Below are 26,945 nucleotides of genomic sequence, written 5' to 3'. Positions count from 1 at the left end.
GTCCGTGGGAGCGGTCAGAGGCGCTCGACACTGTGTCGTACGGATTCCGCGGAATCCGGATGCCGTTCGGGGCGACGACCGGCATGGTCCGGGCCGCGTGTGACGAACTGCGGGAGAGCGGTGGCTTCGTGGCCCTCGCCGCAGCGGCTTTTGACGGGGCGGACGATCCTGCGGCGTGGGTGGCCGCGGCGCGGGTGATGTGCAGCGGAGTGGATCGGGCGAATCTGCTGGTCCGTGTTCCGGCGAACCGCGCCGGAATCGACGCCATGGCGGATTGTCTTGCTGAGGGCATCGGCATCGAGTCCACCGCGGTGTTCTCGGTGCGGCAGTACCGCGCCGTACTGGAAGCCCAGCGCACCGGGCTGGAGCGGGCCAGGGTGCGCGGTGTGGACCTGGAGGCGCTGGGTGTGGCCACGTCCTGCGATCTGGGGGTGCTCGACGCGGAGGTGAACGCCCGCCTCGACCGGCTTCCCGACGGCGAGGCGAGCGGGTTGCGTGACACGGCGGGGCTGGCCACCGCCCGCCTCCTGTACCGGACGCGGGAGATGGCGTTGGCCGACAAGAGCTGGCAGAGCCTGCGTGATGCCGGTGCCCGTCCGCCGATGCTGCTGTGGTCGGGGACGCGGCCCGAACAGGTGCGGTCCCTGGTCAGCTGGAACACGGCTCATGTGCTGACGGTGGAGACCGCGGAGGCGGCGGCCCGCGGGGATGGGCTCGAAGGCGACACGCTGATGGGGCGGCACGAGCAGTCCACGCGGGCGTTGCGCCTGCTCGCGGAGCGGAACGTGGACGTCGAGGCGATCGGAGCGGAGGTGCTGAGGGCCCGGTTCGGCTGAGGTGTGAGGGAGCCGGGCCCGCAGTGTCACCGCGTCACTGTGTCACCGAGTCACCGCGTCACCGAGTCACCGCATGGAGGCCGGCGCCGGGTCCGGCAGGTCGGGGGAGCGGGGGCCGGTCAGCGCGAGCGGCGGGGTCGGCACGGGGTCCGGCAGGTCCGGGAAGGCGGTGCCGGTCAGTGCGAGCAGCGGGGCCGCCTTGACGATGGTCTCCTCGAACTCCGCCGCCGGTTCGGACAGCGCCACGATCGCGCCGCCCACCCCGTAGCGCAGCCGGCCGGGCGTGACGACGGCGGTGCGGATGACGACGCTGAAGTCGGCGGCACTGGAGAGGGACAGGTATCCGATGGCGCCGGAGTACACCCCGCGCGGGCCGTTCTCCAGGCGGTCGATGATCTCCATGGTCCGCAGCTTGGGCGCGCCGGTCATCGAACCCGGGGGGAAGGCCGCGCGAAGACAGCGCACCGGGGTGCTGTCGCGCCGCAGCCGGGCGGTCACCGTGCTGACGAGCTGGTGCACGGTGGCGTAGCTCTCCACGGCGAAGACCGGGTCGGCGCGCACGGTGCCGGGTTCGGCGCACCGGCCCAGGTCGTTTCGTACCAGGTCGACGATCATCAGGTTCTCGGCGCGGTCCTTCTCGTGGGTGCGCAGGTCGGCGGCGAGGGCCGCGTCCTCCGCGGGGGTGGAGCCGCGTGGGCGGGTGCCCTTGATGGGCTTGGACTCGACGACCCCGTCGGCCGAGATCCGCAGGAACCGCTCGGGGGAGGTCGAGAGCACGGACAGTTCGCCGAACCGGAGGAGGGCACCGAACGGAGCGGGGCTGGTGCGGCGCAGGACGCGGTACGCCTGCCAGGGGTCCAGGGTGCCCTGGACCTCGGCCATGTTGGTGAGGCAGATCTCGTAGCTCTCTCCGGCGGCGATCTCCTCCTGGCACTCGTCGATGAGGCGGAGGTAGGCCGTGCGGTCGTGGCGCAGCCGCACCTCGCCGAGGGCGGGGGGCGGTTCGAGCGGCCGGGGGGCGGGGGCGCCCGCGAGTCCGGTGAGCCGTCGGGCGGTGGTGTCGAGCCAGTCGCGGGCGGCGCGTGGCGCGTCGGCCTCGGTGAGGGCGAGCAGGTGGGTGGTGCCGGTCTTGTGGTCGAGGACGAGGGCCCGGTCCGCGAAGACCATGACGGCGTCGGGCTCCTCGGCGCGATGGCCGGCCCCGCTGCCGCACTCGGCCTTGAGTCCGTAGCCGAGGTAGCCGGTCCAGCCGAGGGCGAAGTCACAGGGGAGCGGGGGTATTTCGACGTCGAGGGAGGCGAGGTCGTGGTCGAGCCACTGAAGGAATGGCCCCTCGACGGTCTCCTCGGACGTCGCCGACCGTACGGTGACGGTGTGGGTGGCGACATCGGCCGTCGCCACCCGGGCCAGCGGCCCCGTGGCGTCGCCCATGACCGAGAACCGGCCCTGCTCGTCGCGTCGGCTGCTGTCCAGCCAGAACGCGTGATCGGCACCGGCGAAGAGCCGCTCGAAGAGGGTCTCGTCGTCGCAGGGGGTGGGGACTTGGGTGGTCAGCACGCGTAGGGGGCGTGCGGGCGTCGGGGCGTGCGGGGTGTCGGGAGCGGTCAGAGTGTCGGGAGCGGTCGGGGCCTCGGGAGCGGTCGGCATGCCCGTCGCGGTCGGGATGCCCGTCGCGGTCGGGATGCCCGTCGCGGTCGGGATGCCCGTCGCGGTCGGGATGCCCGTCGCGGTCGGGATGCCCGTCGCGGCCCGGAAGCGCCCGTCTGCCGACGTCCCCGTGGCGGCCCGTCGGAGGCGGGCGTTCTCCCGATGGCGGCCGACCCCCGTGCCGGCCAGTTCGAAGAAGTTGGCCAGGAGTTCGTCGCCGTACTCGGAGCAGATCGACTCCGGGTGGAACTGCACGCCCCACAGCGGCCGTGTCCGATGCCGCAGGCCCATGACCACCCCGTCCGGCGTCCAGGCGGTGACCTCCAGGTGCTCCGGGAGGCCGGTCACGGTGAGCGAGTGGTAGCGCACCGCCTCGAACGGTGACGGCAGTCCCGTGAACAGTCCGTCTCCCTCGTGCAGCACCGGCGAGGTCTGGCCGTGCCGGGGCTGTGGGGCGCGGACGACATTCGCCCCGTGCGCCAGCCCGATGCCCTGGTGGCCGAGGCAGATGCCGAGCAGGGGCAGTGCTGCGCGCTCCACGATCTCCCGGCAGATGCCGAAGTCCGCGGCGCGTTCCGGGGTGCCCGGCCCCGGTGAGACGACGACGCTGTCGAAGTCCGTCAGCAGCGCGGGGTGCCAGTGCGGGTCGTCGTTGCGGACGACCGTCGGTTCCTGGCCGGTGACGCGCGCGATCTGGTGAACGAGGTTGTAGGTGAACGAGTCGTAGTTGTCGACGAGCAGTGTGCGCATGGACCTCTGGTCTCTCCTCGCTCGGACGGGCCGGTCAGGCGGTGGTCAGGATCTGCAGGAGGAGGTGCTCGACGAGGTCGTCGCCGTACTCCCCTTCCCGGACCGTGCAACGGCCCAGCAGGCGCAGCTCACGGCCGGTCTCGGCGGCTATGCGGGCCAGCGACGGGTAGTCGCCCCGGCTGCTGAAGTGCAGCAGGGCCCGCCCGCCGGGTGTCGTCCGGAGCGGTGCCTGCTCCAGGTATCCGCGGTGCGAGCGGTATCCGGCGTCGACGTAGGCGCGTTCGTGGTCCGACTCGTACTGGTAGTGGTCGGGACCCAGCACGTAGTTCGAGCTCCAGAAGACGGTGTCGAAGCGCTCGTCGTCGCCGAGTCCGGAAAACAGGTCGCCGTGCACGGTTCTGACCCGGTCGGTCATTCCGTGGCGGCGGGCGTTGACGGCCGCGTTGCGTACCGCCAAAGAGTTGATGTCCGAGGCGACGACCGGGCCGTGGCCGGCCAGCGCGGCGGTTACCGCGATGACGCCCGTGCCGCAGCCGATCTCCAGGAAGGAGCCCCGGCGCGCCCGGTCGTCACCGGGTTCGGTGAGCCCGAGTAAGTCCAGGGCGACGCCGGTCGACGGCGAGTACAGCGGCGCGAACACCTCGTCGAGGAGATCCCATTGGCGTCCGGCCAGGGGAAAGACGGAGGGTCGGTCCGCACGGCCGAGGGACTGACGGCTGCGCTCCAGCGAACGCCGGTAGTCCTGCACCTGCGATGTGTACGGCATGGGTCCCCACCTGTTCCGATCGGCTCGGTGCGTCGCACTGCGCGATGCCCGTGGTGCTGAGCGTGATGGGTGGCCATGGGGTGACGGAAGGTGCTCCGACGACAGCACTTGGTTGCCGGAGGGGTGATCGCGCCACAGTCAGGGTCGTGGACTGGCCTGATGGCCCGCCTCGACCGGGAACTTGTTGACCAGTGAGCAAAACTCCACTTACCTTTCCATTGATCTCGCACGTTTGCTCGGGGGGAGCCGCAGGGTGCCGACCAGTGGGGGACCCCTCGACGGGTACGCGCTTGCCATGCTCGAACTGCTGGCCAGGGAAGCGCCCGTCGAGCACTTCGAGGAACTGGTCCGGCGGACGGCCGAGGAGGGCGCCTCCGAGGCCGAGTTGGCGGCGGTGGTCACGGCCAAGAACCGCTCCCTGGAGGTCAGGCAGCTGTTCGCCCGTCGCCAGCAGCGCGAGGCCGGGCTGTCCGCGCTGGTCGACACCGCCCGCGACCTGACCCAGCCGTACAACCTGGACAGCCTGCTGGCCGTCATCACCCGCCGGGCCCGGTTGCTGATGGGCCTGGACATGTCGTGGGTGAGTCTGCCCGACGACGAAACGTCCTGTGTCCGGGCCGCGGACGGACACGCCTCGGCGATCACGGTCGGGTTCAGGGTGCCGAACGACGGCGGGGTCGGCCGGCAGGCGCACCAGCGATCCGCCCCCTTCTGGACACCCGACTACATGCGGGACGAGAGTTTCGTCCACGACGAGGCCATCGACCATGTCGTGCGCTCCGAGGGGCTGCGGGCCGTCATGGCCGTCCCGCTGCGCCACGAGCACTCGACGCTGGGCGTGCTCTACGTCGCGGACCGCAACATCCGTCACTTCCTGCCCAACGAGATCTCGTTGATGACCTCGCTGGCCGATCTCGCGGCCGTCGCCATCGAGCGGACCCGCCTGCTGGAGCGGACCCGGACCGAGGTCGCGGAGCTGACGGGCGACGTCTCGCAGGCCATGGACTCCTCCGCCACCGCGCGCAGGCTGCACGGTGTCCACCGGAACCTGCTCGACCTGGCGCTCGCCGGCGGGGAACTGGCCGCCCTGGTGGAGCGGGCGGCCGCCGAACTGGGCGGAGCGCTGCTGGTACGGGACACCGTCAGCAAGGATCTCGCCCACACGGAAGGCTTTCGGGCCCTTTTTTCAGGTGATGATTCAACCCGCGTAGACATGGCTCTGATCGACCGGATCTGCCTGGACGCGCAGGCCGTCGGCGGACTCGTGAAGGGCGACGACGGGGCGGGCGGTGTGCTGCTGGCGAGCCCGGTCACCGGCGGTACGGAGAATCTCGGCACCCTGGTGCTGTGCGGCGCGCGAGCCCCGTCGCCGGAGCAGGAGCAGTTGCTGGGCCTGGCCGCCCAGGCCGTCGCCGTCCAGCTGCTGATGCAGCGCAGTACGGCGGTGGCCGAGGGCCAGGTCAGGGACGAGCTGTTGCACGATCTGCTCCATGTCTCCCAGCTGCCGCCGGGGCAGCTCGCCGCCCGGGGCCGCCGGCTCGCGGTCGACCTCGGCGAGCCGCACGTCATCGTCGTGGTGCGCCCCGAAGGGGGTTCGCAGAGCCGGGCCAACGCCTGGGCCGCGTCGTACGCGCACCGGCTGTCGGGGCTCAAGTACGTCGACGGCGGCCATATCGTGCTCCTGCTGCCGGGTGACGATCCGGCCGGCGCCGCCCGTGCGGTGCAACGGGAGCTGTCCGCCGTACTCGGGCATCCGGTGACCGGGGGAGCGGCCGGGCCCGCCGACGCGCCCGACGACGTCAGGCATGTCTACCGCGAGGCCCAGCGATGCCTGGACGCGCTCACCGTGCTGGACGGCACGGGCGGTACGGCGTCGCCGAAGGAACTGGGCTTCCTGGGACTGCTGTTGTCAGAGAAGCAGGACGTCACGCGGTTCGTCGGATCGGCGATCGGGCCGGTGCTGCAGTACGACCACCAGCAGTCGACGGAGCTGCTGCGGACACTCGAGTCGTACTTCGCCTCGGGAAGCAGTCCCACGCGGGCCGCGGAGCTGCTGCACGTCCATCCGAACACCGTCTCGCGGCGGCTGGAGCGGATCACCGACCTGCTGGGTCCGCACTGGCAGGAGCCCGCTCAGGCCCTCGAAGTGCAACTGGCGCTCCGGCTGCACCGCACCCGGCACCTGCTGGCGGACGGCGACGGCGACGGCGCACGACCGCCCGGTCAGGCGCTGCGTGCCTCCAGGGCGTCGAACTGGCCGTAGTCCGCGTCGGCGAGTGCCCGCCCCTGGTCCGCGTCGGCGAGTGCCCGCGCGGCGTAGGCGACCGAGGCCAGTGTGGTGTGCCGGTGCCAGCCCGTGAACGACCGGCCCACGAAGTCCCGCAGTCCGACCTGTTCCCCCGCCGTGGCAGAGTCCTGGGTCACCTGCCTGGCCAGCTTGGCCAGCCTCAGCAGGACCGGCACCGGCGTGCGGTCCAGGTCGGTCAGCCAGAACTCCGTCGGCGGCCGGCGAGGATCGCCCCACTCACCGATCAGCAGCCCCGGCCGCCCGCTGCCCCCGCCGGCCTGGGGCAGGGCGATGGGAACACCCACCACCAGTGAATTCCGTACGGCCGTTGGGCCGCCCAGCGGATCGGCCCACCGCACCGGCCGGCGCAGCGCCCTGACCGAGTCGACGATGCGTTCCGCGCTCAGCGGTCCCGCGCCGAATCCGGGCAGCGACGGCTCGCGCACGGTCACCGAGGCGGCGCCGGAAACCCTCACCAGCAGCGGCACCCCGGCATCCCGGTACCGCCGAATCGTCGCACCCAGGTCCGGGCCGGCCGCCCCCAGCACCACGGGCCGGCGCGGCACCCGCCACTCGAGCGTGGACCGCACGACCGCCGCCGCGCACTCCTCCAGCGTCTCCTCGCCCACGCCGTCGGGGATCTCGGCCCGCCGCCGCCGCTCCGGGTCGCGGATCCAGCCGCCCGGCAGGTGCAGCCGCCAGTTGACCGGGGCGCTCGACCGCTCGGAGGCGAACCAGAGCCCGAACGCCTGCTGCCCGTTGTCCGGCCGGCCGGGGCGCGGCAGGTGCCGGCCGACACCCACCGAGTGCTCACCGACCTTGGGGATGGCCATCGGCTGGACCACCCAGGCCGACGGTGTCATGACGTCCTGGAGGTAGCGGGCCAGTTCCTCCCGCATCGGCGACCAGGGCCAGGTGGAGGCGGTGATGAGGTGGTGCAGGCTCTGCTCCGCCGCCCCGCCGCCGACGGCGGAGGCGATCCGGCGCACCGACTTGCGGCCGTCGGCGGCGAGCAGCCCGCGCACGTACTGCTCGGCCCACCAGCGCTGGTCCTTTCTGCGCAGTGTCCGGGGGAACAGGGCCGCGGACAGCTCCGCGACGATGTCCGCCGGCTGGTGGACAGCCGCCCACCCGGGGTCCGTCCAGGGCCCGCCGAAGACCGCTCCGCTCATGGTCACGCCTGCCTCTCGCCCGCTGACTCCTGACCTGTCCCACACTGCCGAGTCCCGTGCCGTCCGGAGGAGGTGTCGCGGGGACCCTGTCGGGCCGTCGGAGTGGTGGCCGGACCACCATCACCGGCCCGTGAATGCCCGCCGCAGGGGCTCGACCCGGCCTCCGGGAGGTGGGCCGGCCACCACCGCGCACCTTGGGTTCCCCCTTCTTTCAAAGGGCGACCTGACGGACTTCCCGGACCTGATGAGGATCCGGGACGGCGCTTGTGAGACCCCCGGCGCGCTCCACACAGTGATGGTCGTGATCAGCGCTCGGCTCCGGGGCCCCGTCAGCGGGGCGTCCGCAGCGAGACGAGTCCTCGTCCCACCGTCCGGGGGTAGTCCATGCCGTCACCGCAATTAGCCGACGCCGTCGGCGAGCACCGCGAGAAACACGCCGACCGGGTGGCCCTGTCCTGCTGCCACCGGAGCGTCACGTACCAGCAACTCGACGACCTCACACGCACGTTCGCCGACCGGTTGCGGCGGCTGCCGCTCGCACCGGGCGCCACCGTCTGTGTACCGGCACACAAGTCGCCGGAGACCGTCGCGCTGCTCCTGGCGGTGTTCCGGCAGGGACTGGTCGCTCTCGTCCCCTCGCCCGACCTCGGCGCCGAGGCGCTGGCCCGGCTGAGCCGGCGGGCCCGCGCCTCCCACCTGCTCGGCGCGGACGAACAGGGTTCCGTGTCGGCCGAACCGGTCGAGCCGGACGAGGCCGAGGCGGCGGGGTTCGCGGTCCCCGACCCGGCCCGCACCCGGCTGCTGCTCACCACGTCCGGTTCCACCGGAACCCCGAAGATCGTGCCCATCCCCGTCGACGGCTTCACCGCGTTCGCCGACTGGGCCGGCCACGCCTTCCACCTCACCGGCGACGACGTCGCCCTCTCCTACGCTCCCCTCAACTTCGACCTGGCCCTGCTCGACGTATGGACGTTCCTGCGGCTCGGCGCCCATGTCGTCCTCGTCGGCAAGGAGCAGGCCGCGGACGCCCGCCACCTGCGGGAGCTCGTCGCCGGCCGGGGCGTCAGCTTCGTCCAGGGCGTCCCCATGCTGCACCGGCTGCTCGCCCAGGACGCCGAAGCCACGTTTCCGGCGGTTCGTCAGGCCGTCTTCACCGGCGAGGCGATGCCGGCCGACCTGTTGCCCTCGGTGTTCGCCGCGTTCCCCGAGGCACGGCTGCACAACGTGTTCGGCTGCACCGAGACCAACGACTCGTTCATCCATGAGGTGTCCCGCACCCGGGCCGGGGAACGGATGCCGATCGGCCGCCCCCTGCCCGGTGTGCGCGCACTGGTCGTCGGCGTCGACGGGACCCCACTGGAGGGCGCGGGCGGCGGTGAGCTGCTGGTGTCGACACCGTTCCAGACCGGCGGCTATCTCGAACGCTCCCTGAACGACCGGGTGTTCACCGAGATCGACGGCCGCGTCTACTACCGGACCGGTGACCTCGTCACACGGTCCGCGGACGGCCTGGTCCACCTCGAAGGGCGCGCCGACTGGCAGGTCAAGGTACGCGGCATCCGCACCAACCTGCAGGAGGTGGAGGCCGTCATCGCGACCCACCCCGACGTGGCCGAGGCGGTGGTCGTCGCCCTGCCCGACGACCAGGCCGGGGTCCGGCTGCACGCCACGGTGACCCGGCGCCCCGTCGCCGCGCTCACCGGCCTCGCCCTGCGCAGCTACGCCGGCGCACGGCTGCCCCGGCACGCCATCCCGGCGTCCGTCCACATCACCGACCAGCCGCTGCCCCGTACATCCACGGGCAAGCCCGACCGCAACCGGATCCGGGCCGACCGCATGAAGGAGACCTCCGCCGCGTGAAGAGGGCTCCGCCCGCATGAGGGAGAGCCCGTTCCGCGTGAAGGAGACCTCCGCCGCATGGAGGAGAGCCCCCCGTGTGGAGGAGACCTCGGTCCGCGTTGAGGAGACCTCGGTCCGCGTGAAGGAGACCTCCGCCGCATGGAGGTGACTTCGGTCCGCGTGAAGGAGACCTCCCCGTGTGGAGGAGACCTCCGCCCGTGTGGAGGAGAGCTCCCCGCATGGAGGAGACCTCCCCGTGTGGAGGAGACCTCCGCCCGTGTGGAGGAGAGCTCCCCGCATGGAGGAGACCTCCCCGCGTGAAGGAGACCTCCGCCCGCATGAAGCAGACCTCAGCCCGCGTGAAGGAGAGCTCCCCCTGTGGAGGAGACCTCCGCCCGCATGAAAGAGACCCAGACCCGCACGAAGGAGACCCCACCGCATGACCGCCCAAGACATAGCCGACGAGATCCGCGCCTTCATCGCCGCCGAGTTCCTGGCGGGTGAGGACGCCTCGGACCTCACCGACGACTACGACATCGTCGCCTCCGGAGTGATCGACAGCCTCGGCCTGGTCCGGCTGGTCTCGCACATCGCGACCGCCTACCGGGTCCCGGTGGACGGCATCGACATCACGCCGGACAACTTCCGCACCATCGCCGCGATCACCGATCTGATCGGCGAGCACTCCGAGCCCGTCGCGGCCTGACGCACCACCGGACCACCCCCTCAGCAACTCCACTGATCTTCACCAACACCCAAGGAGATTCACTGTGTTCACCCGCAGCGTTGACGACGTCGTCCCCGTCGAGTGGGGCAACGGCACCAGCCACCGGCTCCTGGTCGAGGCCGACCGTATGGGCTTCGCCTTCGCCGTGACCCTGGTGCGCCAGGGCACCACGAGCGCCCTGCAGTACCGCGAACACCTGGAGGCCTGCTTCTGCGTCGCCGGCTCCGGTGAGGTCGTAGAGAAGGACGGCACCCGGCACAAGATCGTCCCGGGCACGATCTACGTCCTCGACAAGCACGACCCGCACTACCTCATCGCCTCCGACTACGAGGACCTGCACCTGGTGTCGGTCTTCAACCCGCCGATCGTCGGCAACGAGCGGCACACCCTGTCCGAGGACGGCTTCTCCCAGTACTGACCCGGCACCGAGCCAACGGCAACGGCCCCGCCCCCGGCCCCGCTTCGAGGAGTACAGCCATGTCCGACCAACCACCGCAGCATGATCTCCCGCACCTGATGACCCCCTGGGCCGATCAGCTCAACGCAGACATCGAGGAACTGGACGGCAGGGCCGAGTTCTCCCGGCACAAGTGGTCGGCCGTCCAGGAGTCCGGGATCCTGCGCATCCCCTTCGACGCCGCCTACGGCGGGCACGGCCGGTCGCTGACCGACACCATGCTGGCCCTGGAAGGACTTGGCCGCGCGTCACGCGACTCCGGCCTGTCCTTCTCGGCCTCCACCCAGATCGTGTCGGTGGGCGTGCCGCTCCAGCGGTTCGGCGACGACGATCTGAAGGAGCGTTACCTCCCGAAGATCGTCTCCGGCGATCTGATCACCGCGCACGCCATCACCGAGGAGTCCGGCGGCTCCGACGCCATGAACATCTCCACCACCGCCGTACGCGACGGCGACCACTACGTGGTCAACGGCGGGAAGATGTTCATCACCAACGCCCCGGTCGCGGACCTCTTCCTGCTCTACGTCCGCACCGGCGCCCCCGGCCCGTTCGGTCTCACCTGCCTGCTGGTCGAGGCCGGAACACCCGGTCTGGTGGTCGGCCCTGCCATGGACAAGATCGGGCTGCGCACCAGCCCGGTCGGCACGCTCGCCTTCGAGGAACTGCGAGTTCCCGTCTCCCAACGGGTCGGCGGGGACGGGGCCGGGTTCCTCGTCCTGGATTACGTGATGAAGCGCGAGGTGCTCTTCTCCTTCTCCATCACGCTCGGCGAGATGACCCGTCGGCTGGCGGAGACCATCCAGTTCGTCAAGGGCCGGACCCAGTTCGGCCGGCCCATCGGCAAGTACCAGGCGATCTCCCACAAGATCGCCGACATGAAGATCCGCACCGAGACCGCCCGGAAGTGGCTGCACGACACCGGGACGAAGGTGGAGTCCGGCCAGGACGCCGCCGTCGACCTCGCCGCCACCAAGACCGTCGTGTCGGAGGCGAACGTCCAGAACGCCCTCGACGCGGTCCGCATCCACGGCGGACGCGGCGTGCTCACCGCGCACGGGGTCGAGCGCGCACTGCGCGACTCCGTCGCCGGAACCATCTACTCCGGGACCAGCGAGATCCAGCGCACCCGGATCGCCAGCCTTCTCGGCCTCTGACCAGGGAACGAGTTCATGACCGAGCCCATGACCGATGTGCCCAGCAGTCTCACCGCGCTCACCGCGCCGACCGAGTTCCTCGACTACGAGTCCGAGGCGGTGCAGACCTTCATCGACGACGTCGTCGACGACCGCTCGGCCGACCGCCGCGCCAACGCAGTCAAGCTGTACTACGCGGTCCGTGACACCGTCCACTACGAGGTGTACGGCGCCGATCTGTCCCGCGAGGGTCTGAAGGCGTCCCACACCGCCACCGTCAAGTCCGGCTTCTGCCTGCACAAGTCGGCCCTGTTCGCCGCCGCCGTCCGCGCCCTGGGCATCCCTTCCCGGCTGGTGTACGGCGATGTCCGCAACCACCTCGCCTCGCCCCGCCTGATCGAGCACATCGGCGGCGACGTCTTCTTCCACGGCCTCACCCAGATCCACCTGGAGGGCCGCTGGGTGAAGGCCACCCCCGTCTTCAACAAGCTGCTGTGCCGGCTGTACGCCATGCAGCCGCTGGAGTTCGACGGGCGGGCCGACAGCCTGTACCACCCGCACGGCAGCGGCGGCGCCATGGAGTTCCTCCGGGACCACGGGGCCTTCGACGACCTGCCGTACGAGTTCGTGATGGCGTCGATGCGCAGCGCGCACCCGCGGTTCCTCGAAGGAACCGGCACCGTCTCGGGCGGTTCCCTCGCCTCCGAGGCCGCCCCACCGCCCGTCCTCACTCGCTAGCCGCCTAGCCGCCTAGCCGCCTAGCCGTCAAGCCGCTGACTTCCTGACTCGCTGAGGAGCCCCCATGCACGCCACCCCCGCGGCACTCGCCGCCGACCCCTACCTGTTGGACATCGACGAAGAGGTGCGCGAGGCCCTGCACGAGGGCCGACCGGTCGTCGCCCTGGAGTCCTCGGCGATCCCGCACGGGCTGCCGTACCCGGCCAACCTCGACCTGGCGCTCGACATCGACGCGGAGGTCCGCGCGTCCGGCGCGGTCCCCGCCCGGGTCGCGCTGCTGGACGGCCGGATCCGGGTGGGCATGACCAAGGAACAGCTCGAACTCTTCGCCTCCGCCCCGGACGTGCCCAAGGTCAGCACCCGGGACATGGCCGTCGCCCTGACGCGCGGCGGCCTCGGCGCCACCACCGTGTCCTCCTCCCTGGTCGCGGCGGAGCTGGCGGGCATCCCGGTGTTCGCGGTCGCGGGCATCGGCGGTGTGCACCGTGACGCCCCGGACAGCTTCGACATCTCCGCCGACCTGGTGCAGTTCACCCGCAGCCGGGTCGCCGTGGTGTGTGCCGGCGCCAAGTCGATGCTGCACCCCGCCTGGACCCTGGAATGGCTGGAGACGGCGGGCGTCCCCGTGATCGGTTACCGCTGCGACGACTTCCCCGCCTACCTGAGCGTCAGCAGCGGCGTGCGCAACCCGCACCGGTCCGACGACCTGCGTGAGATCGCGGCCGTCACCCTCGCCCACTGGCGGGCCGGGAACGCCACCTCGACCCTGGTCACCCACCCGATCCGGGAAGCGGACGGCATCCCGTCCGCCGACATCGAGGCCGCCCTCGCGGACGCCACCGCCCAGGCCAAGGCCGCCGGTGTCACCGGCCCCGCGATCACGCCGTACCTCCTGAAGGCGATATCCGAGGCGACCCGGGGCCGTACCTCGGCAGCCAACCGGTCCGTGCTGCTGTCGACCGCGGCCTTCGCCGGCGAGTTCGCCGCTCAGTTCTCCCTCGAACTCGCCGAGCACGCGGGGGCGCTCGCATGACGACGTACGGCAGACCGGCCGCCGTCCTGTTCGATCTCGACGGCACCCTGCTGGACACCCCGGGCGCCATCGCCGGCGTCCTGCACCGGGTACTGGAACACACCGGCCGCCCGGAGGTCCCGGCGGACCGGGTGCGCGCCACCGTCGGCAAGCCGCTCGGGGCCGTCTTCGCCGAGCTCACGGGGCTGCCCGAGGAGCATCCGGAGGTGGCCGACGCGGTCGCCCTCTTCCGGGAGCGGTTCCGGGAGGAGGTCGTCCCCCGGGCCGCCGACCTGGTCTTCCCCGGGGTGCCGGAGCTGCTGCGCCGACTGCGGTCCGAGGGACTCAGGACCGCGATCTGCACCAGCAAGATCCGGGCCAGCGCGCTGGAACTCCTCGAACCGGCCGGGCTCGTCGAGGAGTTCGACGCCGTCGTCTGCCACGGCATGGCCCCGCGCGGCAAGCCCCACGCCGACCTGGCGCTGCTCGCGGCCCGGTCGGTCGGCATCGCGCCGCAGGCGTGCGTGGTCGTCGGTGACGCCGTGGACGACGTGCGGATGGCGACGGCGGCCGGCATGCCCGCGATCGGCGTCTCCTACGGTGTCGCCTCGTCGCGGCAGCTGACGGAGGCGGGCGCCGCGCTGGTGGCGGACACGGTCGACGCGCTGCAACAGGCCCTGAGCCGCAGCCCGGTGACGACTCCGGCCCTTTCCTGACTCCCGACAGGCCATCCCCCAGACACCTCCGCCCCACCCGGGGCGGCACAAGAACCAGGCGGTCATCCACACCATGCCTCTTCCGACTGCATCCTCCGCACCGACGGCGTCCCGCAGTCCCGTCGGCGGCCTCATCACCCTCTCCGCGGCCCAGTTCCTCATCGCGCTCGACTTCTCCGTCATCTTCGTCGCCCTGCCCGACATCGGCTCCGACCTGACGCTGTCCGGCAGCGCCATGCAGTGGGTCGTCAGCGCCTACTCCGTGTTCTTCGCCGGCTTCCTGATCGTCGGCGGCCGGGTCGGGGACCGGGTCGGCGCCCGCAAACTGTTCATGGCCGCGCTGGTGCTCTTCGGCGTCGCCTCACTGCTGGGCGGCCTCGCGGCGAACGCCGCGCTGCTGCTGGTCGCCCGCGGCGCCCAGGGCGTCGCCGCGGCCTGCCTCCAGCCGTCGATCCTGGCCCTGGTCAACACCACGTTCCCGGCGGGACGGGAGCGCACCCGGGCACTCGCCGTCTGGGGCACGGTCGGCGCCAGCGGACTGGCCGCGGGCGTGGTCATCGGCGGACTGCTGACCACCCTCTCCTGGCGCTGGACGTTCTTCGTGAACCTGCCGTTCGCCGTGCTGTGCGCGCTGGCCGCCCCCCGGTTCCTGCCCGGGAAGACGGAGCAGGGCCGGCACGCCGCCCTCAACGTGCTCAACGCCGTGCTGTGCACCGCCACGGTCCTGGTCTCCGTTCTCGGTCTCACCCTGGCCGCCGACATCGGCTGGACCGAACCGCTGACGCTCGGCAGCTTCCTCGCCGGGGCCGGCCTGTTGGTGCTGTTCGCGCTGCGGGAGCGCGGCAGCGGGCAGCCGCTGGTCGACCCGGTGCTGAGGCGCACCCGCAGCCTCGTCATGGGCTGCTGCTCCTCCGCGCTGTACATGGCGAGCGTGGCGGGCGTCGAGTTCTACCTGGTGACGCTGCTCCTGCAGGACGGCCGCGGTTACGAGCCGCTGGCCGCCGGGATCGCGTTCCTCCCGCTCGCCGCGTGCATCACCTTCGGCAACATGATCGCCGGGAAGCTGGTCGGAGTCCTCGGCGTGCGCCGCTGCCTGACGCTGGCGTTCACGGTCGGCGCGGCCGGACTGGTGCTGCTGGGCCTCTCCGCCACCCACCACGGCTACCTCGCGGCGATGCTGCCCGGCCTGGTCGTCAGCGGACTCGGTCACGGCATGATCTACACCTCGATGTTCGTCGGCGGCACGCGTGACGTGGACGACCGCAACCAGGGCGTGGCCGGGGCACTGATGACCACCACCCAGTACGCGGGAGGCGCCCTCGGCGTGGCGGCCCTGATCCTGGTCCTGGGCACGGACCCGGGCGACGGGGCGTTCCGTACGGGCTTCCTGCTGGCCGGTGGGATCGCGGCGGCCGGCGCGGTGTTCGCGTGGCTCGGGTTCGCGCCGGGCGGTCGGGCCGCCGCCGTGGACCGGGACGCACAGCCGGCGGACGGCATTCCGGCTCCGGCCGCGGCGGGTGAGTGCTGATGGCCGCGGTAGCCGCCCGGCTGGGCATCCTCGTCATCCACAACGACCCCGTGCCCGAGACGGAGATCTGGCGCATGGCTCCCGAGGGGGTCTCGGTGCACACCGCGCGCTTCGAGTGCCCACGGCCCGCCGACACCGAGTACGTCGGCAGTCCCGCCGGCGCTCTCGCGAACGCGCCCGACGTCGTCCGAGGCCTGGACCAGCTGGGCCGGCTGGGCGCGGACAGCGTCGCGCTCTGCTTCGGTTCGAGCAGCTTCTTCGGGGGACCGGCGTTCGACACCGAGTTCGTCGCGGCGGCCGGCGCGCACGCCCATGGCGTACCCGTGTACACGGCGGCGACGGCCATCACGGCGGCCCTGCGGGCGTCCGGCGTACGACGACCGCTGCTGGTCATGCCGCCGTGGTTCACCGAGCCGACGTTCCGGGCCACGGAGGAGTACCTGAGCGAGGTCGGCGTCGAGCGGACCAGGCTGATCCAGTTCGCGCTGGGGCCGGAGTGGGACGGCATCGCCCGCTACAACGCCTTCGACGAGGGCGCCCACTGGACGATCGACCCCGCCGAGGTGCACCAGCAGGTCGTCAAGGCGTTCCACGACCCGGACCACCCGCGCCCGGACGGTGTCCTGGTACCGGGCAGCGGCTTCCCCTCCCGGGCCGCCGTCGTCCCCCTGGAACAGGAACTGGGCGTGCCGGTCATCACCTCGAACCAGGCCGTCCTGTGGTACGGACTGTGCCACGCCGCGCCTACGGCCGCACCGGCCACCGGAACGGCAGCTCCCTCGCACGGAAACGGAAGCCTCTTCGGCCGCCGGCTCCCGTGACAAGAGCTGTGCGTTGCTTGGTGACTGGAGTCGGACCCAGGAGGATGGAGCCGGGGTCGGATGCCGAGCGTCGTCAACGCCCGCGTGGAGCGGAGGAGACCGGTGTGAGCGGAGTCGGTGCGGCGGGCGGGTACTCCGGTACGCCGCTCGCCAGGAAGATCGGGATCAGGGCCGGACACCTTGTACGGCTGCTGGAGGCGCCGGCCGCCTGGGACATCCCCGGGCTGCCGGAGGGCTGCGAGGTCGTCGATCGCGGGCCGGAACCGGCCGACGTCACCGTCGCGTTCTTCCGGGAGGAGCGTGCACTGGCCGCCGCCGCGCCGGTCCTCGTACGGGACCTCGCCGACGCGTCCATGCTCTGGATCGCGTGGCCCCGCAGGGCCGCCGGGCACGTCAGTGACATCTCCGAGAACCGGCTGCGGGAGCTGTTCCTGCCGCTCGGCGTCGTCGATGTGAAGGTCGCCGCGCTGGGGGAGGACTGGTCGGGGCTGAAATTCGTTCGGCGGAAGGAAAATCGCCGTAAACCAGGCGCAAAGTGATCCGGTGTTCAGGACAACCTTCGGACCTGAGGCAACATCTTGGTGAACGACGGGCGTCGCACGGACAGGCGTGAGCGGCGACGGAAGCCGGATGGGGTGTGAGGTACGTGGTGGAGCCGAGGATCGCCGTCGCCGTGGTGACGATGGGCAACCGGCCGGCCGAGGTCGACGCCCTGCTGGAGTCCGTGGCCAAGCAGGACCTCCCGCCCGCCCGCATCGTGATCGTCGGCAACGGCTGCCCGCTGCCCGAGTTCGCGCACCGGCTCTCCCTGCCGGGCGAGGTCACCGCCATCGAGGTCGAGGAGAACCTCGGCTGCCCCGGCGGACGCAACGTCGCCCTCGCGCGGCTGCGGGAGTTCGGTGACGTCGACATCGTGGTCGAACTCGACGACGACGGGCTGCTCGTCGACGCCGACGTGCTGCGCCGGGTCAGGGACCTGTACGCGGCCGACCCGCGCCTCGGCATCGTCGGCTTCCGCATCGCCGACGAGCACGGGGAGACCCAGCGGCGCCACGTGCCCCGGGTCGGGGCGGCGGACCCCATGCAGGGCGGATACGTGACGGGGTTCCTCGGCGGCGGGCACGCCCTGAGCATGGCGATGCTCGCCGAGACCGGCGACTGGCCCGCCGAGTTCTTCTTCGCCCACGAGGAGACCGACCTGGCGTGGCGGGCCACCGACGCCGGCTGGCGCATCCTCTACGCGCCCGAACTGCTGCTCCAGCACCCCAAGACCTCGCCCGCCCGGCACGCCATCTACTACCGCGTCACCGCCCGCAACCGGGTCTGGCTGGTCCGGCGCAGGCTGCCGCTGCCACTGATCCCGGTGCACCTGGGCGTGTGGATGCTCGCCACGCTCCTGCGCACCCGGTCCCTCGGCGGACTGCGGGCCTGGTTCGGCGGGTTCGCGGAGGGGATGCGCGAGCCGGCCGGTGAGCGACGGCCCATGCGCTGGCGCACGGTGTGGCGACTGACCCGGCTGGGCCGGCCGCCGGTCATCTGACCCACGCGGCACGCCTGGGCGCACGGAAACGGGACGAAGGCCCCAGTCGTTCACCTCCGCCGACCGGGGCCTTCGTCCCGTTCCCGAATCCGGCCGCGGCGGCGACACTCCCCCGAGCAACGCGTGTACGCGCGCACCGTCGGGCCAGATCCGATGTATTGATCACATCAGGTCGCGCCAACGGATCGCTAACATGTGGCCAACGGTCCTCCATGTGGCCGCAGGTCAACTGGCCTGAAGTCGCCGTACGGATACCGGAAACGGGCGGTAGGCTGGCGGATTCCATGGCGGTCCGTCAGAAAGAGGGTGGCGGGAAACCGTCCAAGGTGGGTGGAAACGCGCCAGCAGTGGCGACGACCCGCAGGGAGCGGGGTCGGACGTGGACGGCGCGGGAAGGCAGTGAAGCGGCGTGATGCGATGCGCGCTGCGGTTCGGACTGCTGGGGCCGCCGGTCCTGTACGACGACGAGGGCCGGAACGGCGTCCAGGGCGAGGGCGACGGCGTCGATGACGCGGACCTCGGCGCCAGGTGCGCGATCCGGACCGTCGGCAGCCCCAAGGTGCGGGCCCTGCTCGCCGTGCTGTTGCTGGAGGCCGGCCGAGTCGTTCCGGTCGCGTCGCTCAAGGACGCACTGTGGGGCGGCGCACCGCCCGCCTCCGCACAGGCCTCGCTGCACAACCACGTGGCCCGGCTGCGACGGATCCTCGACGACCCCGAACGGCTGCGGGCCGTGCCGCCCGGGTACCTGCTGCGGGTCGAACAGGGCGAGTTGGACGTCCATGTCTTCGAGCGGCACGTCGCCGCGGCGCGCGGATCGTACGCCGCCCGCAACTGGGAGCGCGTGGTGCGCGAGTGCGCCGCCGCGCTCGCGCTGTGGCGGGGCGCGCCGCTGAGCGGTCTCCCCGCCGAGCTGGGCGGTTACGCGTTCGTCCAGCGCCTCCAGGAGGCGCGGCTGCTCCTTCTGGAGTGGCGCTACGACGCCGAACTGGCCCTCGGTGGTGAGCGGCTCGACGGCCTGGTACCGGAGTTGACGGAGCTGGCCGCCGAGCATCCCCTGCGCGAGGGCTACCACCGTCAGCTGATGCTCGCCCTGCACCGCACCGGCCGCCAGGCCGAGGCCCTGGCCGTCCACCGCGACCTGCGCAACCGCCTCGTCGAGGAGCTCGGCATCGAACCGGGGCCGGCGGTGCGCGAGGCCCACGTGGAGGTACTGCGGGCGGCCGCACCGGAGAGCGCCGACCTGCCCGAGGCCGGCGGTGCCCCGGAAGGCGCCTCCGCGTCCATGGCCGCTTCCGACCCCGAGGCCGGCGCCGGGCCCGACGACCCTTCCGACACCCCTGACCTCACCGCCCCCGGCACCGGCGGTGCCCCTGGTACCTCCAGCCTCTCCGAGACCCCGCCCACCCCTCGCCCCGCCCAGCTCCCCCCACCGCCCGCGCATCTCACCGGCCGCACCGAGGTGCTACGCCGTCTGCACCGGACGCTGGCCACCGGCGCCCCGGCCGTCGCCGCCGCCGCGGGGCCCGCGCCCGCCACAGCCCCCGCTCAGGGAACCAGCACTCCCGTCGCCGTCATCAGCGGTATGGCGGGCGTCGGCAAGAGCGCGCTCGCGCTGCGCGTGGCGCATGGGCTGCGGGAACGCTTCCCTGACGGGCAGCTGTACGTGAACCTGCACGGTGCGACCCCCGGCATGACCCCGCTCACCTCCGCCCAGGCCCTCGCCGCCCTGCTGCGCGACCTGGGCGTCGAGCCCCGCCGTGTCCCCGAACACCCGGACGCGGCCGCCGCCCTGCTGCGCTCCCTGCTCGCGCCGACCCGCACGCTCATGGTGCTCGACGACGCCGCGAGCGCCGCCCAGGTACGTCCGCTGCTGCCGGCCGGGGCCGGCTGCGCGGTGATCGTCACCAGCCGTTCGCCGCTGACCGCCCTCGACGGCGCCCACCGGTTCCCGCTGGCTCCCCTCTCCGACGAGGACAGTGCGGCGCTGCTGCGCGCGGTCTCGGGACGGGACGGTCTCGACGCCGGCCACCCGCTCGTCGAACTCACCGGCCGCCTCCCGCTCGCCCTGCGTGTCGTCGCCGCCCGGCTCGCCGCACGCCGGGCCCTCACCGCCGACGTGCTCGCCGGGCAACTCGCGGCCAGCGGCAGCCGACTGCACCACCTCGAGTACGACGACCTGAGCGTGCGCCGCTCCCTCGCCGTCGCCCACGACGCGCTCGCCGCCTCCGACCGCGAGGCGGACCGGGACGCCGCCCTCGTGCTGCGCCGCGTGGGCGCGCTCGACCTGCCCGCGTACGGCGCGCCCCTGCTGGCCCGCCTCACCGGTACCGACGAGCGCCGCACCGAGGCCGCCCTCGACCGGCTCGTCGACGTGGCCCTGCTGGAGGAGACGGCGTACGGCCGCTACGCCCCCCACGACCTCGTGCGCGACTTCGCCCGCGAGCTGGCGGAAGGCGAGCACGCCCAGCACGCCCAGCACGCCCAGCACGCCCAGCACGCCGGGCACGCCGGGCACGCCGGGCACGCCGGGCACACCGACGGGACCGGGCAGACCGAGAACACCGGGCGCGCCGAGAGCACCGCGGCCTCCCTGCGCTGGTACGCCGCCGTCGCCGAACGCAGCCTCATGGCCATCGTCGAGGCCGGTCCCGACCAGGAGGACCGCCGCCGCCCGACCGCCGCACAGCCGGCCGACCACGCGGCGCACGTCCGGGAGGTGCCGCCCTTCGAGAGTCCCGAACAGGCCTTCACCTGGGGCGAGCTGGAGCTGGAGAACATCGTGACCCTCGTCGGGCGCACCGCGGACGCGCCCGACGACCGCACCGCAGCGCACGTCTCGACCCTGGTCCGCCTCCTCTTCCCCTACGTCCAGCGAAGCGGTCGCGTCGCCGAGATGGAGGTGCTCGGACGGGCCGCCCTGCGGGTGGCGCGGTGGCTCGCGGACGAGGAGGCGGAGGCGTACGCGCTGGGCGACCTGGCCGGCGTGCACTTCCTGACGGGCCGCCTCAACGACGCCCTCGCCCTGAACGACCTGGCCCTGTCGACCTGGCGGCGGCTCGGCCGGCCGACCCGCATCCGGCGCTGCCTCAACAACCGGGGCCTGCTGCTCGAAGGGCTCGGACGGTACGAGGAGTCGCGGGAGGCGCTGCTGCGGAGCCTCGAGTACTCACGCCGGCTGAACGACCCGCACGGCGAGGCCGTCACCCACAGCCACCTCGGCAACCTGTACGAGCACACCGACCCGCGTGCCGCCATCGAGCAGCACCGGCACTCACTCGCGATCGGCGACCGGATCGGCGCCGTCATCGTGCAGCACTCCGCGCACTGCAACATCGGCTACGCCCACCTCACGCTCGGCGAACCGGCCGCCGCGCTGCCCCACTTCGAGGAAAGCCGGCGCATCCTCGGCGGTCACGGCGACTGGCACGGCGAGTCCCAGACCCGGCTCGGGCTGGTGCGCACGCTGCGCTTGCTCGGCCGCGCCGACCGCGCCCGGCGCGAGTGCGCCGAGCTGCTCCGCGGCGCGGACGCCCGCGCCGACCGCTACATGGGCGGCCTCGCCCGTCACCAGCACGGGCTCCTGCTGCACGAGTCGGGGCGCCCCGATGAGGCGTACGAGGAGTGGCGCGCCGCCCTCGCCGCACTGCACCGCACGGACGAGAAGGCGCTCACGGAGGAACTCCGGTCACTGATCGCCGAGATCGAGGGCAGTCGGCCCGTTCGCCCCTCTCGCTAGGTCACTCGGCCCTCACTTGGCATCGGCATAGCACTCCACCACCGCCGTCGTGAAAGGAAACCGCACCGGCGTCTCCCCGAACGTCAGCCGTGCCGCCAGCTCCGCCGCCTCCCGGATCGCCGCGACGACCGTGTCGGCCTCCTCCTCGGGACAGTGCACGATCACCTCGTCGTGCTGGAAGAAGACCAGCTCGGCGGCCATGTCCGCACAGGTCCGCCGCAGCGCCGCGAGCAGCAGCAGGGTCCAGTCGGCGGCGCTGCCCTGGACGACGAAGTTGCGGGCGAAACGGCCTCGGGCACGGGAGGAGGTGGAGGCGTAACCGGGTGCCCAGGGCCGGCCGTCGGTGCCGGCCTCGTCCTCCCCGACCGGGATGCCCGCCTCCTCCGCCGCGTCCTGCGTCGCCCCCGCCGCCGGAGGGCAGGTGCGGCCGAGCCACGTCCGCACCAGCCGCCCCTCCTCGCCCGCGCGGGCGGCGTCGTCCACGTACGCGACCGCCCTGGGGAAGCGGCGTCTGAGCGCCGCGAGGTTCTTCAGCCCGTCGCCGGAGGTCTGGCCGTAGACCGCGCCGAGCACGGCGAGCTTGGCCTGGTCGCGGTCGCCGGAGAAGGCGCGGTCCGACACCGACTGGTACAGGTCGGTCTCGCGGCCGGCCACCTCCATCAGCCCGGGATCGCGGGAGATCGCCGCGAGGACGCGCGGCTCCATCTGGTCGGCGTCGGCGACGACCAGCCGCCAGCCCGGGTCGGCGACCACCGCCCGCCGGATCACCTTGGGGATCTGCAGCGCGCCGCCACCGTTGGTCACCCAGCGGCCGGTGACCGTGCCACCGGCGAGGAACTCCGGCCGGAAGCGTCCGTCGCGCACCCAGTCCTGCAGCCAGGACCAGCCGTGCGCGACCCAGACGCGGTACAGCTTCTTGTACTCGATCAGCGGTTTCACCGCCGGGTGGTCGATGGACTCGATCTCCCAGCGGCGGGTCGATGTGATCCGGATGCCGGCCTGCGCGAAGGCCTTGACGACATCGGCGGGCAGGTCGGGCCGCACCCGGCGTCCGAACGCGGCCGACACCTCGTCCGCCAGCTCGGCCAGCCGGCGTGGCTCGCCCCCGCCCGCGTACCGCTCGCCCAGCAGTCCGTGCAGCACCTCCCGGTGGACCTCCGCGCTCCACGGCAGCCCCACCCGGTTCATCTCGGCGGCCACCAGCATCCCCGCCGACTCCGCGGCCGTCAGCAGCCGCATCCTCTCCGGGTGCCCGGCCCGGTCGTGCCGCCGCTGCTGCTCGGTGTACACCTCGACGAGGTCCGTCAGGGGCAGCCGGACGCCCTCCGGCTCGAAGAGCGGGGACTGGGCACCGGGCGCGGCCGGCCGCTGCGGCGGATCCGGTGGTACGGGGCCGCCGCGCAGTCGGGCCAGGGAGGCGGCCGCCGAGTGTGGCTCGCCGTAGCGCCCCTCGTGGCCGAGGAGGAGCGTCTCGGCGTCCTCGACGTCGTAGCACCGCTCCACTCGCACCCCCGTGGCGAGCAGACGCGGATAGACCTCGGCCGTCGAACGCCACACCCAGCGGCTCACCTCGGGCCGGCCGCGCACCGCGGAGGCGAGGTCCGCCTCCCGCAGCACCGGCCCCGCGAGCAGCCCGTCCGGACCGAGGGGGGCGAGCTCCGCGCCGCCGTCCTCGGCCGGAGCGAGCGCCCACCGTTCGGCCATACCGCGAGTGTGGCAGGGGGGTCTGACAACGGCCCCGGATTGTGGGAAGCCGCAGGTCAGCCGGCGTCTTCCGGTCCCTGCGCCGACTCCTCCCCGGTTCCTTCTCCCTGCTCACGGGCCTTGAGCAGTTCCGCCAGAGCCTTCGTCACGTACGCCTCGACCCCGGCCTTGTCGATGCCGAGGCCGCTGAGGACGCCCTCGCCGTTCTCGTGCTCCAGCAGGGCCAGCAGGATGTGCTCGGTGCCGATGTAGTTGTGGCCGAGGCGGAGGGCCTCGCGGAAGGTGAGTTCGAGTGCCTTCTTGGCCGCCGGGCCGTACGGGACCAGCTCGGGGGCGTCCTCGGCGGCCGGCGGGAGCGCGGCGGTGGCCGCCTCGCGCACCGCGTCGGGGGAGACGCCCTGTGCGGTCAGGGCCTTCGCGGCGAGGCCCTCCGGCTCGGCCAGCAGGCCGAGGACGAGGTGCTCGGGGAGCCCCTCGGTGGCACCGGCGGACTTGGCCTCGTTGTGGGCCGCCATGACCACGTTGCGGGCCCGGGGCGTGTAGCGGCTGAAGCCCTGGCTGGGGTCGAGGTCCGTCGACTCCTTCGGCACGAAGCGCTTCTGGGCGGCCTGCCGGGTGACCCCCATGCTCTTGCCGATGTCCGTCCAGGAGGCGCCCGAGCGGCGGGCCTGGTCGACGAAGTGCCCGATCAGATGGTCGGCCACCTCACCGAGGTGCTCACCGGCGAGCACCGCGTCCTGGAGCTGTTCCAGGGGCTCGGCGTGGACGCCCTTGATAGCCGCGATGAGGTCGTCGAGGCGTACGGATGACGTGATGGTCGTGTTCGTCGTCATGTGTCAACCTTAGGTTGACGCCCTCAGGGTGTCAACCGCGGGTTGACATGAAGAGGGCGTTGCGGCGGCCGCCCTCCCGCCCGTGACACGATCGACGGGTGAGCAGCAGTGCACCCGGGACGCCCGGCGCCGTCGACCGTGCCTTCCAGACCGCCCTCTACGCCACCACCGACGCCGCCCTCGACTCGGGCGCCTCGCTGCTGGCCGCCGACACCTCGGCGGACGCCGAACTGGAGCGGCGCGGGCGGGAGTTCGTGGCGACGGCCTGGCGGCGCGGCTGGCAGCCCGCCGACGTCGTACGGATCGTGCGCCGCGAACTGGACGACGTACACGTGCGGCTCGCCTCGGAGCTGATCCGCGCGCAGGCAGCGGACGACCGCCCGCGCGGCCGCCGCTGGACGGCCCAACTGGAGGAACTGGCCGCGGCGGCTCCCGGCACCACGCCCGGCACCGACCGTTTCTCGCACGCCACAGCGGTCCTGGAGCTGTACCGACTGCTGCTGCGCCTGCCCGCCCTCGAACCCCTGGAGGAACCGGTCCGGCAGTCCGGATCCGATTCCCGCATGTTCACCCGCATCCGCGCGCTGCTCGCCAAGGCCGAGGCGACGGGGTTCCCGGAGGAGGCGGAGGCGCTCACCGCCAAGGCACAGGAGCTGATGGCCCGGCACAGCGTCGACGAGGCGCTGCTCGCCGCCCGCGCGCCGGCCCCGGACGCGCCCGGCGCCTGCCGGATAGGGGTGGAGCCGCCGTACGAGCAGGCCAAGGCGGTCCTGCTGGACGCGGTCGCCGACGCCAACCACTGCCGGGCCGTGTGGAACGAACCCCTCTGCTTCTCCACGGTCGTCGGTTTCGAGGCCGATCTGGAGGCGGTGGAGCTCCTCTACACCTCGCTCCTCGTCCAGGCCACGAGCGCGATGACGAAGGCGGAGGCCGCCCAGCGCGCGGGCGGCCGCAAACGCACGAAGACCTTCCGGCAGTCCTTCCTCGCCGCGTACGCCCACCGCATCGGCATGCGCCTCGCGTCCGCCGCCGAGGTCGAGGTGAGCGACGACCTGCTCCCCGTCCTCGCCTCCCGGGAGGTCGCGGTCACCTCGACGACGGACCGGCTGTTCCCGCAGACGGTCACGACCCGCCTGCGCGGGGTCAGCGACGCGGCGGGCTGGACCGAGGGCGCGGAAGCCGCGGACCGGGCCCGCGTGGAGTCCCGGCCGCGCCTCCCCTGAGGCCGCTCGGCCACGCCCGGCGGCGCTCGACCGTCAGTCGCCCGCCTGCTGGAACGCGCTCACCGAGGCGTCGGGCTCGCCCGTGTCGCCCTTCAGGGCGATGTCGCCGTACGACCAAGGGAAGCTCTTGGTGGCCTTGGCGCCCGGCAGGCCGTACTTGACCGTCTTCACGGAGAGGCTCTTCGCGTCGCCGCCCGCGCCGCGCGCGTAGGTGATGGTGAAGGTCGCGGTGGCGTTCTCGGCGAGCGTCAGCTTCTGCGGCTGCGCGGCCTCGTCGTGGGGGACGTTGCCGGAGACGCTGCCCGCGTCGAGGCTGATCGCGGGGAAGCCCTCGAGGGCGCACTCCGGGCCCTGGTTGGTGAGGGTGACGGTGACGTTGCCGCTGTCCCCGGCGGCCGGGGCGGCGTTGACCGGCCCGACCTCCGAGCCCAGCTTGCCGATGGCGCAGGCGCCACCGGGGCTCTTGCCCTCGGCGGAGGAGCCGCTGTCGGCCCCGCCGCCGGACGCGTCACCGCCGCTGTCGCAGGCGGTGAGCAGGAGGGCGGCGGCTAGAGCGGTGACGGTGAGCGGAACGGCGCGCATAGATGGGTCCCCTGAGATCGTGACAGTGCCCACCGATCATCACGTACGAGCACCCCGCCCCGCCGCGCACCCCCGCGCTCCCGACCGCACCGCACCACCGTGCGCCCCCTTCGCGCGCCCCGCCCGAGCCCCCGAGCGGCTCGCGGAACGCTGCGGAGGTCACGAACCGAGGCTCGCCGTCGGCAGCCCCGTGGGCAGCTTCCCGCCCTCCGACCTGGTGTAGGTCTCCGCGCCCGCGCCGCCCTCCCAGGTGATCTTCAGGCTGGCCTTGTTCACGGAGTCGACCATCCCGGTCGCCCGGTCCTTGTTGCCGTCGGTGCACTTGAGGTGGAGCATCTGCATGCCCGCCTCGTCACCGGCGGTCCCGCTGCACATGGACCCACCCGTGGCGAAGAGCGCGGCCTGCTTGCCGCTGATCACCAGCGCCACGGCGTGCCCGTCCTTGGTGGTCAGCCAGCTGCCCTGGAGACCGTCGGACGCGGACGTCGTACCGCCGGAGCCGCCACCGGACCCGGCGGTCTCACTCGCGCTCGCACCCGAGCCGGAGGGAGAGTCGTCCGCGGAGTCGTTGCCGTCGCCGCCGTCGCTGCAGGCGGTCAGCGCGAGGGCACCCGCCAGCCCCAGGGCCGCGGCCGCGATCCGTACCCGCCGACGCGACGCGCTCCGCGTGGGGCGCGAGGAGGTAACCGAAGTCACTGCAAACTCCCGAGCTGTAGCCGGTCGGCCCACGGGCCGCAGGGTCCGCAGCAAGCTACCAGGGCCCCCGAAACCCCACGGAACGGCCCACCGACCCGGCGACAGAAACGGCCCCAAACCACCCCCCCCCCGCCACACCCCACCCGCTACACCGGCCCACACCCCAGCCGCTACACCGGCCCACACCCCAGCCGCTACACCG

At 72.6% G+C, this 26,945-nt stretch carries 22 protein-coding genes; 15 read left to right on the top strand and 7 right to left on the bottom strand.

Annotation, left to right across the window (positions count from 1 at the left end; all coding sequences use genetic code 11):
- The first annotated feature begins 59 nt into the window (after positions 1-59).
- Positions 60-836: a transaldolase family protein gene (locus tag IG99_RS44545; RefSeq protein WP_158973328.1), complete on the top strand. Its 777-nt coding sequence runs from the start codon at positions 60-62 to the stop codon at positions 834-836.
- 66 nt (positions 837-902) lie between these two features.
- Here IG99_RS44545 and pabB read toward each other — a convergent pair whose 3' ends face one another.
- The gene (pabB, locus tag IG99_RS46695; protein WP_037682672.1) at positions 903-3,233 is read right to left on the bottom strand and encodes an aminodeoxychorismate synthase component I; all 2,331 of its coding nucleotides are present in this window, start codon (positions 3,231-3,233) and stop codon (positions 903-905) included.
- 34 nt (positions 3,234-3,267) lie between these two features.
- Positions 3,268-3,999, bottom strand: a complete 732-nt coding sequence (locus IG99_RS38515) for a methyltransferase domain-containing protein (RefSeq protein ID WP_051866464.1) — start codon at positions 3,997-3,999, stop codon at positions 3,268-3,270.
- 253 nt (positions 4,000-4,252) lie between these two features.
- On the opposite strand from IG99_RS38515, the gene IG99_RS38510 reads away from it, so the two are divergent.
- Positions 4,253-6,262 (top strand): helix-turn-helix domain-containing protein, encoded by a 2,010-nt coding sequence (locus IG99_RS38510; protein WP_324606166.1) that lies wholly within the window; start codon positions 4,253-4,255, stop codon positions 6,260-6,262.
- Here the strand turns inward: IG99_RS38510 and IG99_RS38505 are convergent.
- Complete coding sequence (locus IG99_RS38505; protein WP_234312106.1) at positions 6,223-7,458, bottom strand: IS701 family transposase; 1,236 nt, start codon at positions 7,456-7,458, stop codon at positions 6,223-6,225. The two genes, IG99_RS38510 and IG99_RS38505, sit on opposite strands and share 40 nt — an antisense overlap.
- Positions 7,459-7,842: 384 nt before the next feature.
- On the opposite strand from IG99_RS38505, the gene IG99_RS38500 reads away from it, so the two are divergent.
- The 12 genes from IG99_RS38500 to IG99_RS38445 all read left to right on the top strand — a co-directional run bounded on the left by IG99_RS38500 (position 7,843) and on the right by IG99_RS38445 (position 21,705).
- Positions 7,843-9,318, top strand: a complete 1,476-nt coding sequence (locus IG99_RS38500) for an AMP-binding protein (protein ID WP_037682671.1) — start codon at positions 7,843-7,845, stop codon at positions 9,316-9,318.
- A gap of 418 nt (positions 9,319-9,736) precedes the next feature.
- Positions 9,737-10,003 (top strand): acyl carrier protein, encoded by a 267-nt coding sequence (locus IG99_RS38495; RefSeq protein ID WP_037682670.1) that lies wholly within the window; start codon positions 9,737-9,739, stop codon positions 10,001-10,003.
- A gap of 64 nt (positions 10,004-10,067) precedes the next feature.
- On the top strand, positions 10,068-10,442 hold the full coding sequence (locus IG99_RS38490) for an ectoine synthase (protein ID WP_037682668.1): 375 nt from the start codon (positions 10,068-10,070) through the stop codon (positions 10,440-10,442).
- A 59-nt stretch (positions 10,443-10,501) separates the two neighbouring features.
- Positions 10,502-11,635, top strand: a complete 1,134-nt coding sequence (locus tag IG99_RS38485; protein WP_037682666.1) for an acyl-CoA dehydrogenase family protein — start codon at positions 10,502-10,504, stop codon at positions 11,633-11,635.
- 15 nt (positions 11,636-11,650) lie between these two features.
- Positions 11,651-12,352: a transglutaminase-like domain-containing protein gene (locus IG99_RS38480; protein WP_051866460.1), complete on the top strand. Its 702-nt coding sequence runs from the start codon at positions 11,651-11,653 to the stop codon at positions 12,350-12,352.
- Between the two features lie 64 nt (positions 12,353-12,416).
- Positions 12,417-13,385 (top strand): pseudouridine-5'-phosphate glycosidase, encoded by a 969-nt coding sequence (locus IG99_RS38475; RefSeq protein ID WP_051866459.1) that lies wholly within the window; start codon positions 12,417-12,419, stop codon positions 13,383-13,385.
- Positions 13,382-14,080, top strand: coding sequence for an HAD family hydrolase (locus tag IG99_RS38470; RefSeq protein ID WP_051866457.1), 699 nt, complete (start codon positions 13,382-13,384; stop codon positions 14,078-14,080). The genes IG99_RS38475 and IG99_RS38470 overlap by 4 nt, the downstream gene beginning before the upstream one ends.
- 73 nt (positions 14,081-14,153) lie before the next feature.
- Entirely contained in the window at positions 14,154-15,608 is a 1,455-nt protein-coding gene (locus tag IG99_RS38465) for an MFS transporter (RefSeq protein WP_078948169.1), read from the top strand.
- Positions 15,608-16,429, top strand: a complete 822-nt coding sequence (locus IG99_RS38460) for an aspartate racemase/maleate isomerase family protein (protein ID WP_051866456.1) — start codon at positions 15,608-15,610, stop codon at positions 16,427-16,429. The genes IG99_RS38465 and IG99_RS38460 overlap by 1 nt, the downstream gene beginning before the upstream one ends.
- Before the next feature lie 104 nt (positions 16,430-16,533).
- Entirely contained in the window at positions 16,534-16,968 is a 435-nt protein-coding gene (locus IG99_RS38455; RefSeq protein ID WP_037682664.1) for a hypothetical protein, read from the top strand.
- A gap of 107 nt (positions 16,969-17,075) precedes the next feature.
- A complete protein-coding gene (locus IG99_RS38450; protein WP_037682709.1) occupies positions 17,076-17,969 on the top strand; it encodes a glycosyltransferase family 2 protein in 894 nt (297 codons plus the stop codon).
- Between the two features lie 412 nt (positions 17,970-18,381).
- The gene (locus IG99_RS38445; protein WP_037682662.1) at positions 18,382-21,705 is read left to right on the top strand and encodes an AfsR/SARP family transcriptional regulator; all 3,324 of its coding nucleotides are present in this window, start codon (positions 18,382-18,384) and stop codon (positions 21,703-21,705) included.
- A 12-nt stretch (positions 21,706-21,717) separates the two neighbouring features.
- Here IG99_RS38445 and IG99_RS38440 read toward each other — a convergent pair whose 3' ends face one another.
- A complete protein-coding gene (locus IG99_RS38440; RefSeq protein WP_037682659.1) occupies positions 21,718-23,409 on the bottom strand; it encodes a bifunctional 3'-5' exonuclease/DNA polymerase in 1,692 nt (563 codons plus the stop codon).
- 56 nt (positions 23,410-23,465) lie between these two features.
- On the bottom strand, positions 23,466-24,242 hold the full coding sequence (locus IG99_RS38435) for a Clp protease N-terminal domain-containing protein (RefSeq protein WP_037682656.1): 777 nt from the start codon (positions 24,240-24,242) through the stop codon (positions 23,466-23,468).
- Positions 24,243-24,340: 98 nt separating this feature from the next.
- Between IG99_RS38435 and IG99_RS38430 the strand changes: the two genes are divergently transcribed.
- Positions 24,341-25,465: a DUF2786 domain-containing protein gene (locus IG99_RS38430; protein ID WP_037682654.1), complete on the top strand. Its 1,125-nt coding sequence runs from the start codon at positions 24,341-24,343 to the stop codon at positions 25,463-25,465.
- Positions 25,466-25,498: 33 nt separating this feature from the next.
- Here the strand turns inward: IG99_RS38430 and IG99_RS38425 are convergent, their stop codons facing one another.
- A complete protein-coding gene (locus tag IG99_RS38425; RefSeq protein ID WP_037682652.1) occupies positions 25,499-26,047 on the bottom strand; it encodes a DUF4232 domain-containing protein in 549 nt (182 codons plus the stop codon).
- A gap of 159 nt (positions 26,048-26,206) precedes the next feature.
- The gene (locus IG99_RS38420) at positions 26,207-26,743 is read right to left on the bottom strand and encodes a hypothetical protein (protein WP_037682651.1); all 537 of its coding nucleotides are present in this window, start codon (positions 26,741-26,743) and stop codon (positions 26,207-26,209) included.
- Positions 26,744-26,945: the final 202 nt, after the last annotated feature.

Source organism: Streptomyces griseus subsp. griseus (genome assembly GCF_000720255.1).
GTDB lineage: Bacteria > Actinomycetota > Actinomycetes > Streptomycetales > Streptomycetaceae > Streptomyces > Streptomyces griseus_I.
The sequence above is the reverse complement of the archived record's forward strand: the minus strand, read 5'-3'. Positions and strand labels throughout refer to the sequence as shown.

Bases quoted from the DNA above. Each gene is read 5' to 3' on its own strand.
- IG99_RS38480 (WP_051866460.1), top strand. From the start codon at position 11,651: ATGACCGAGCCCATGACCGATGTGCCCAGCAGTCTCACCGCGCTCACC.
- IG99_RS38435 (WP_037682656.1), bottom strand. From the start codon at position 24,242: ATGACGACGAACACGACCATCACGTCATCCGTACGCCTCGACGACCTC.
- IG99_RS38495 (WP_037682670.1), top strand. From the start codon at position 9,737: ATGACCGCCCAAGACATAGCCGACGAGATCCGCGCCTTCATCGCCGCC.
- IG99_RS38475 (WP_051866459.1), top strand. From the start codon at position 12,417: ATGCACGCCACCCCCGCGGCACTCGCCGCCGACCCCTACCTGTTGGAC.
- IG99_RS38500 (WP_037682671.1), top strand. From the start codon at position 7,843: ATGCCGTCACCGCAATTAGCCGACGCCGTCGGCGAGCACCGCGAGAAA.
- IG99_RS38425 (WP_037682652.1), bottom strand. From the start codon at position 26,047: ATGCGCGCCGTTCCGCTCACCGTCACCGCTCTAGCCGCCGCCCTCCTG.
- IG99_RS38515 (WP_051866464.1), bottom strand. From the start codon at position 3,999: ATGCCGTACACATCGCAGGTGCAGGACTACCGGCGTTCGCTGGAGCGC.
- IG99_RS38485 (WP_037682666.1), top strand. From the start codon at position 10,502: ATGTCCGACCAACCACCGCAGCATGATCTCCCGCACCTGATGACCCCC.
- IG99_RS44545 (WP_158973328.1), top strand. From the start codon at position 60: ATGCCGTTCGGGGCGACGACCGGCATGGTCCGGGCCGCGTGTGACGAA.
- IG99_RS38505 (WP_234312106.1), bottom strand. From the start codon at position 7,458: ATGAGCGGAGCGGTCTTCGGCGGGCCCTGGACGGACCCCGGGTGGGCG.
- IG99_RS38445 (WP_037682662.1), top strand. From the start codon at position 18,382: ATGCGATGCGCGCTGCGGTTCGGACTGCTGGGGCCGCCGGTCCTGTAC.
- IG99_RS38470 (WP_051866457.1), top strand. From the start codon at position 13,382: ATGACGACGTACGGCAGACCGGCCGCCGTCCTGTTCGATCTCGACGGC.
- IG99_RS38465 (WP_078948169.1), top strand. From the start codon at position 14,154: ATGCCTCTTCCGACTGCATCCTCCGCACCGACGGCGTCCCGCAGTCCC.
- pabB (WP_037682672.1), bottom strand. From the start codon at position 3,233: ATGCGCACACTGCTCGTCGACAACTACGACTCGTTCACCTACAACCTC.
- IG99_RS38460 (WP_051866456.1), top strand. From the start codon at position 15,608: ATGGCCGCGGTAGCCGCCCGGCTGGGCATCCTCGTCATCCACAACGAC.
- IG99_RS38440 (WP_037682659.1), bottom strand. From the start codon at position 23,409: ATGGCCGAACGGTGGGCGCTCGCTCCGGCCGAGGACGGCGGCGCGGAG.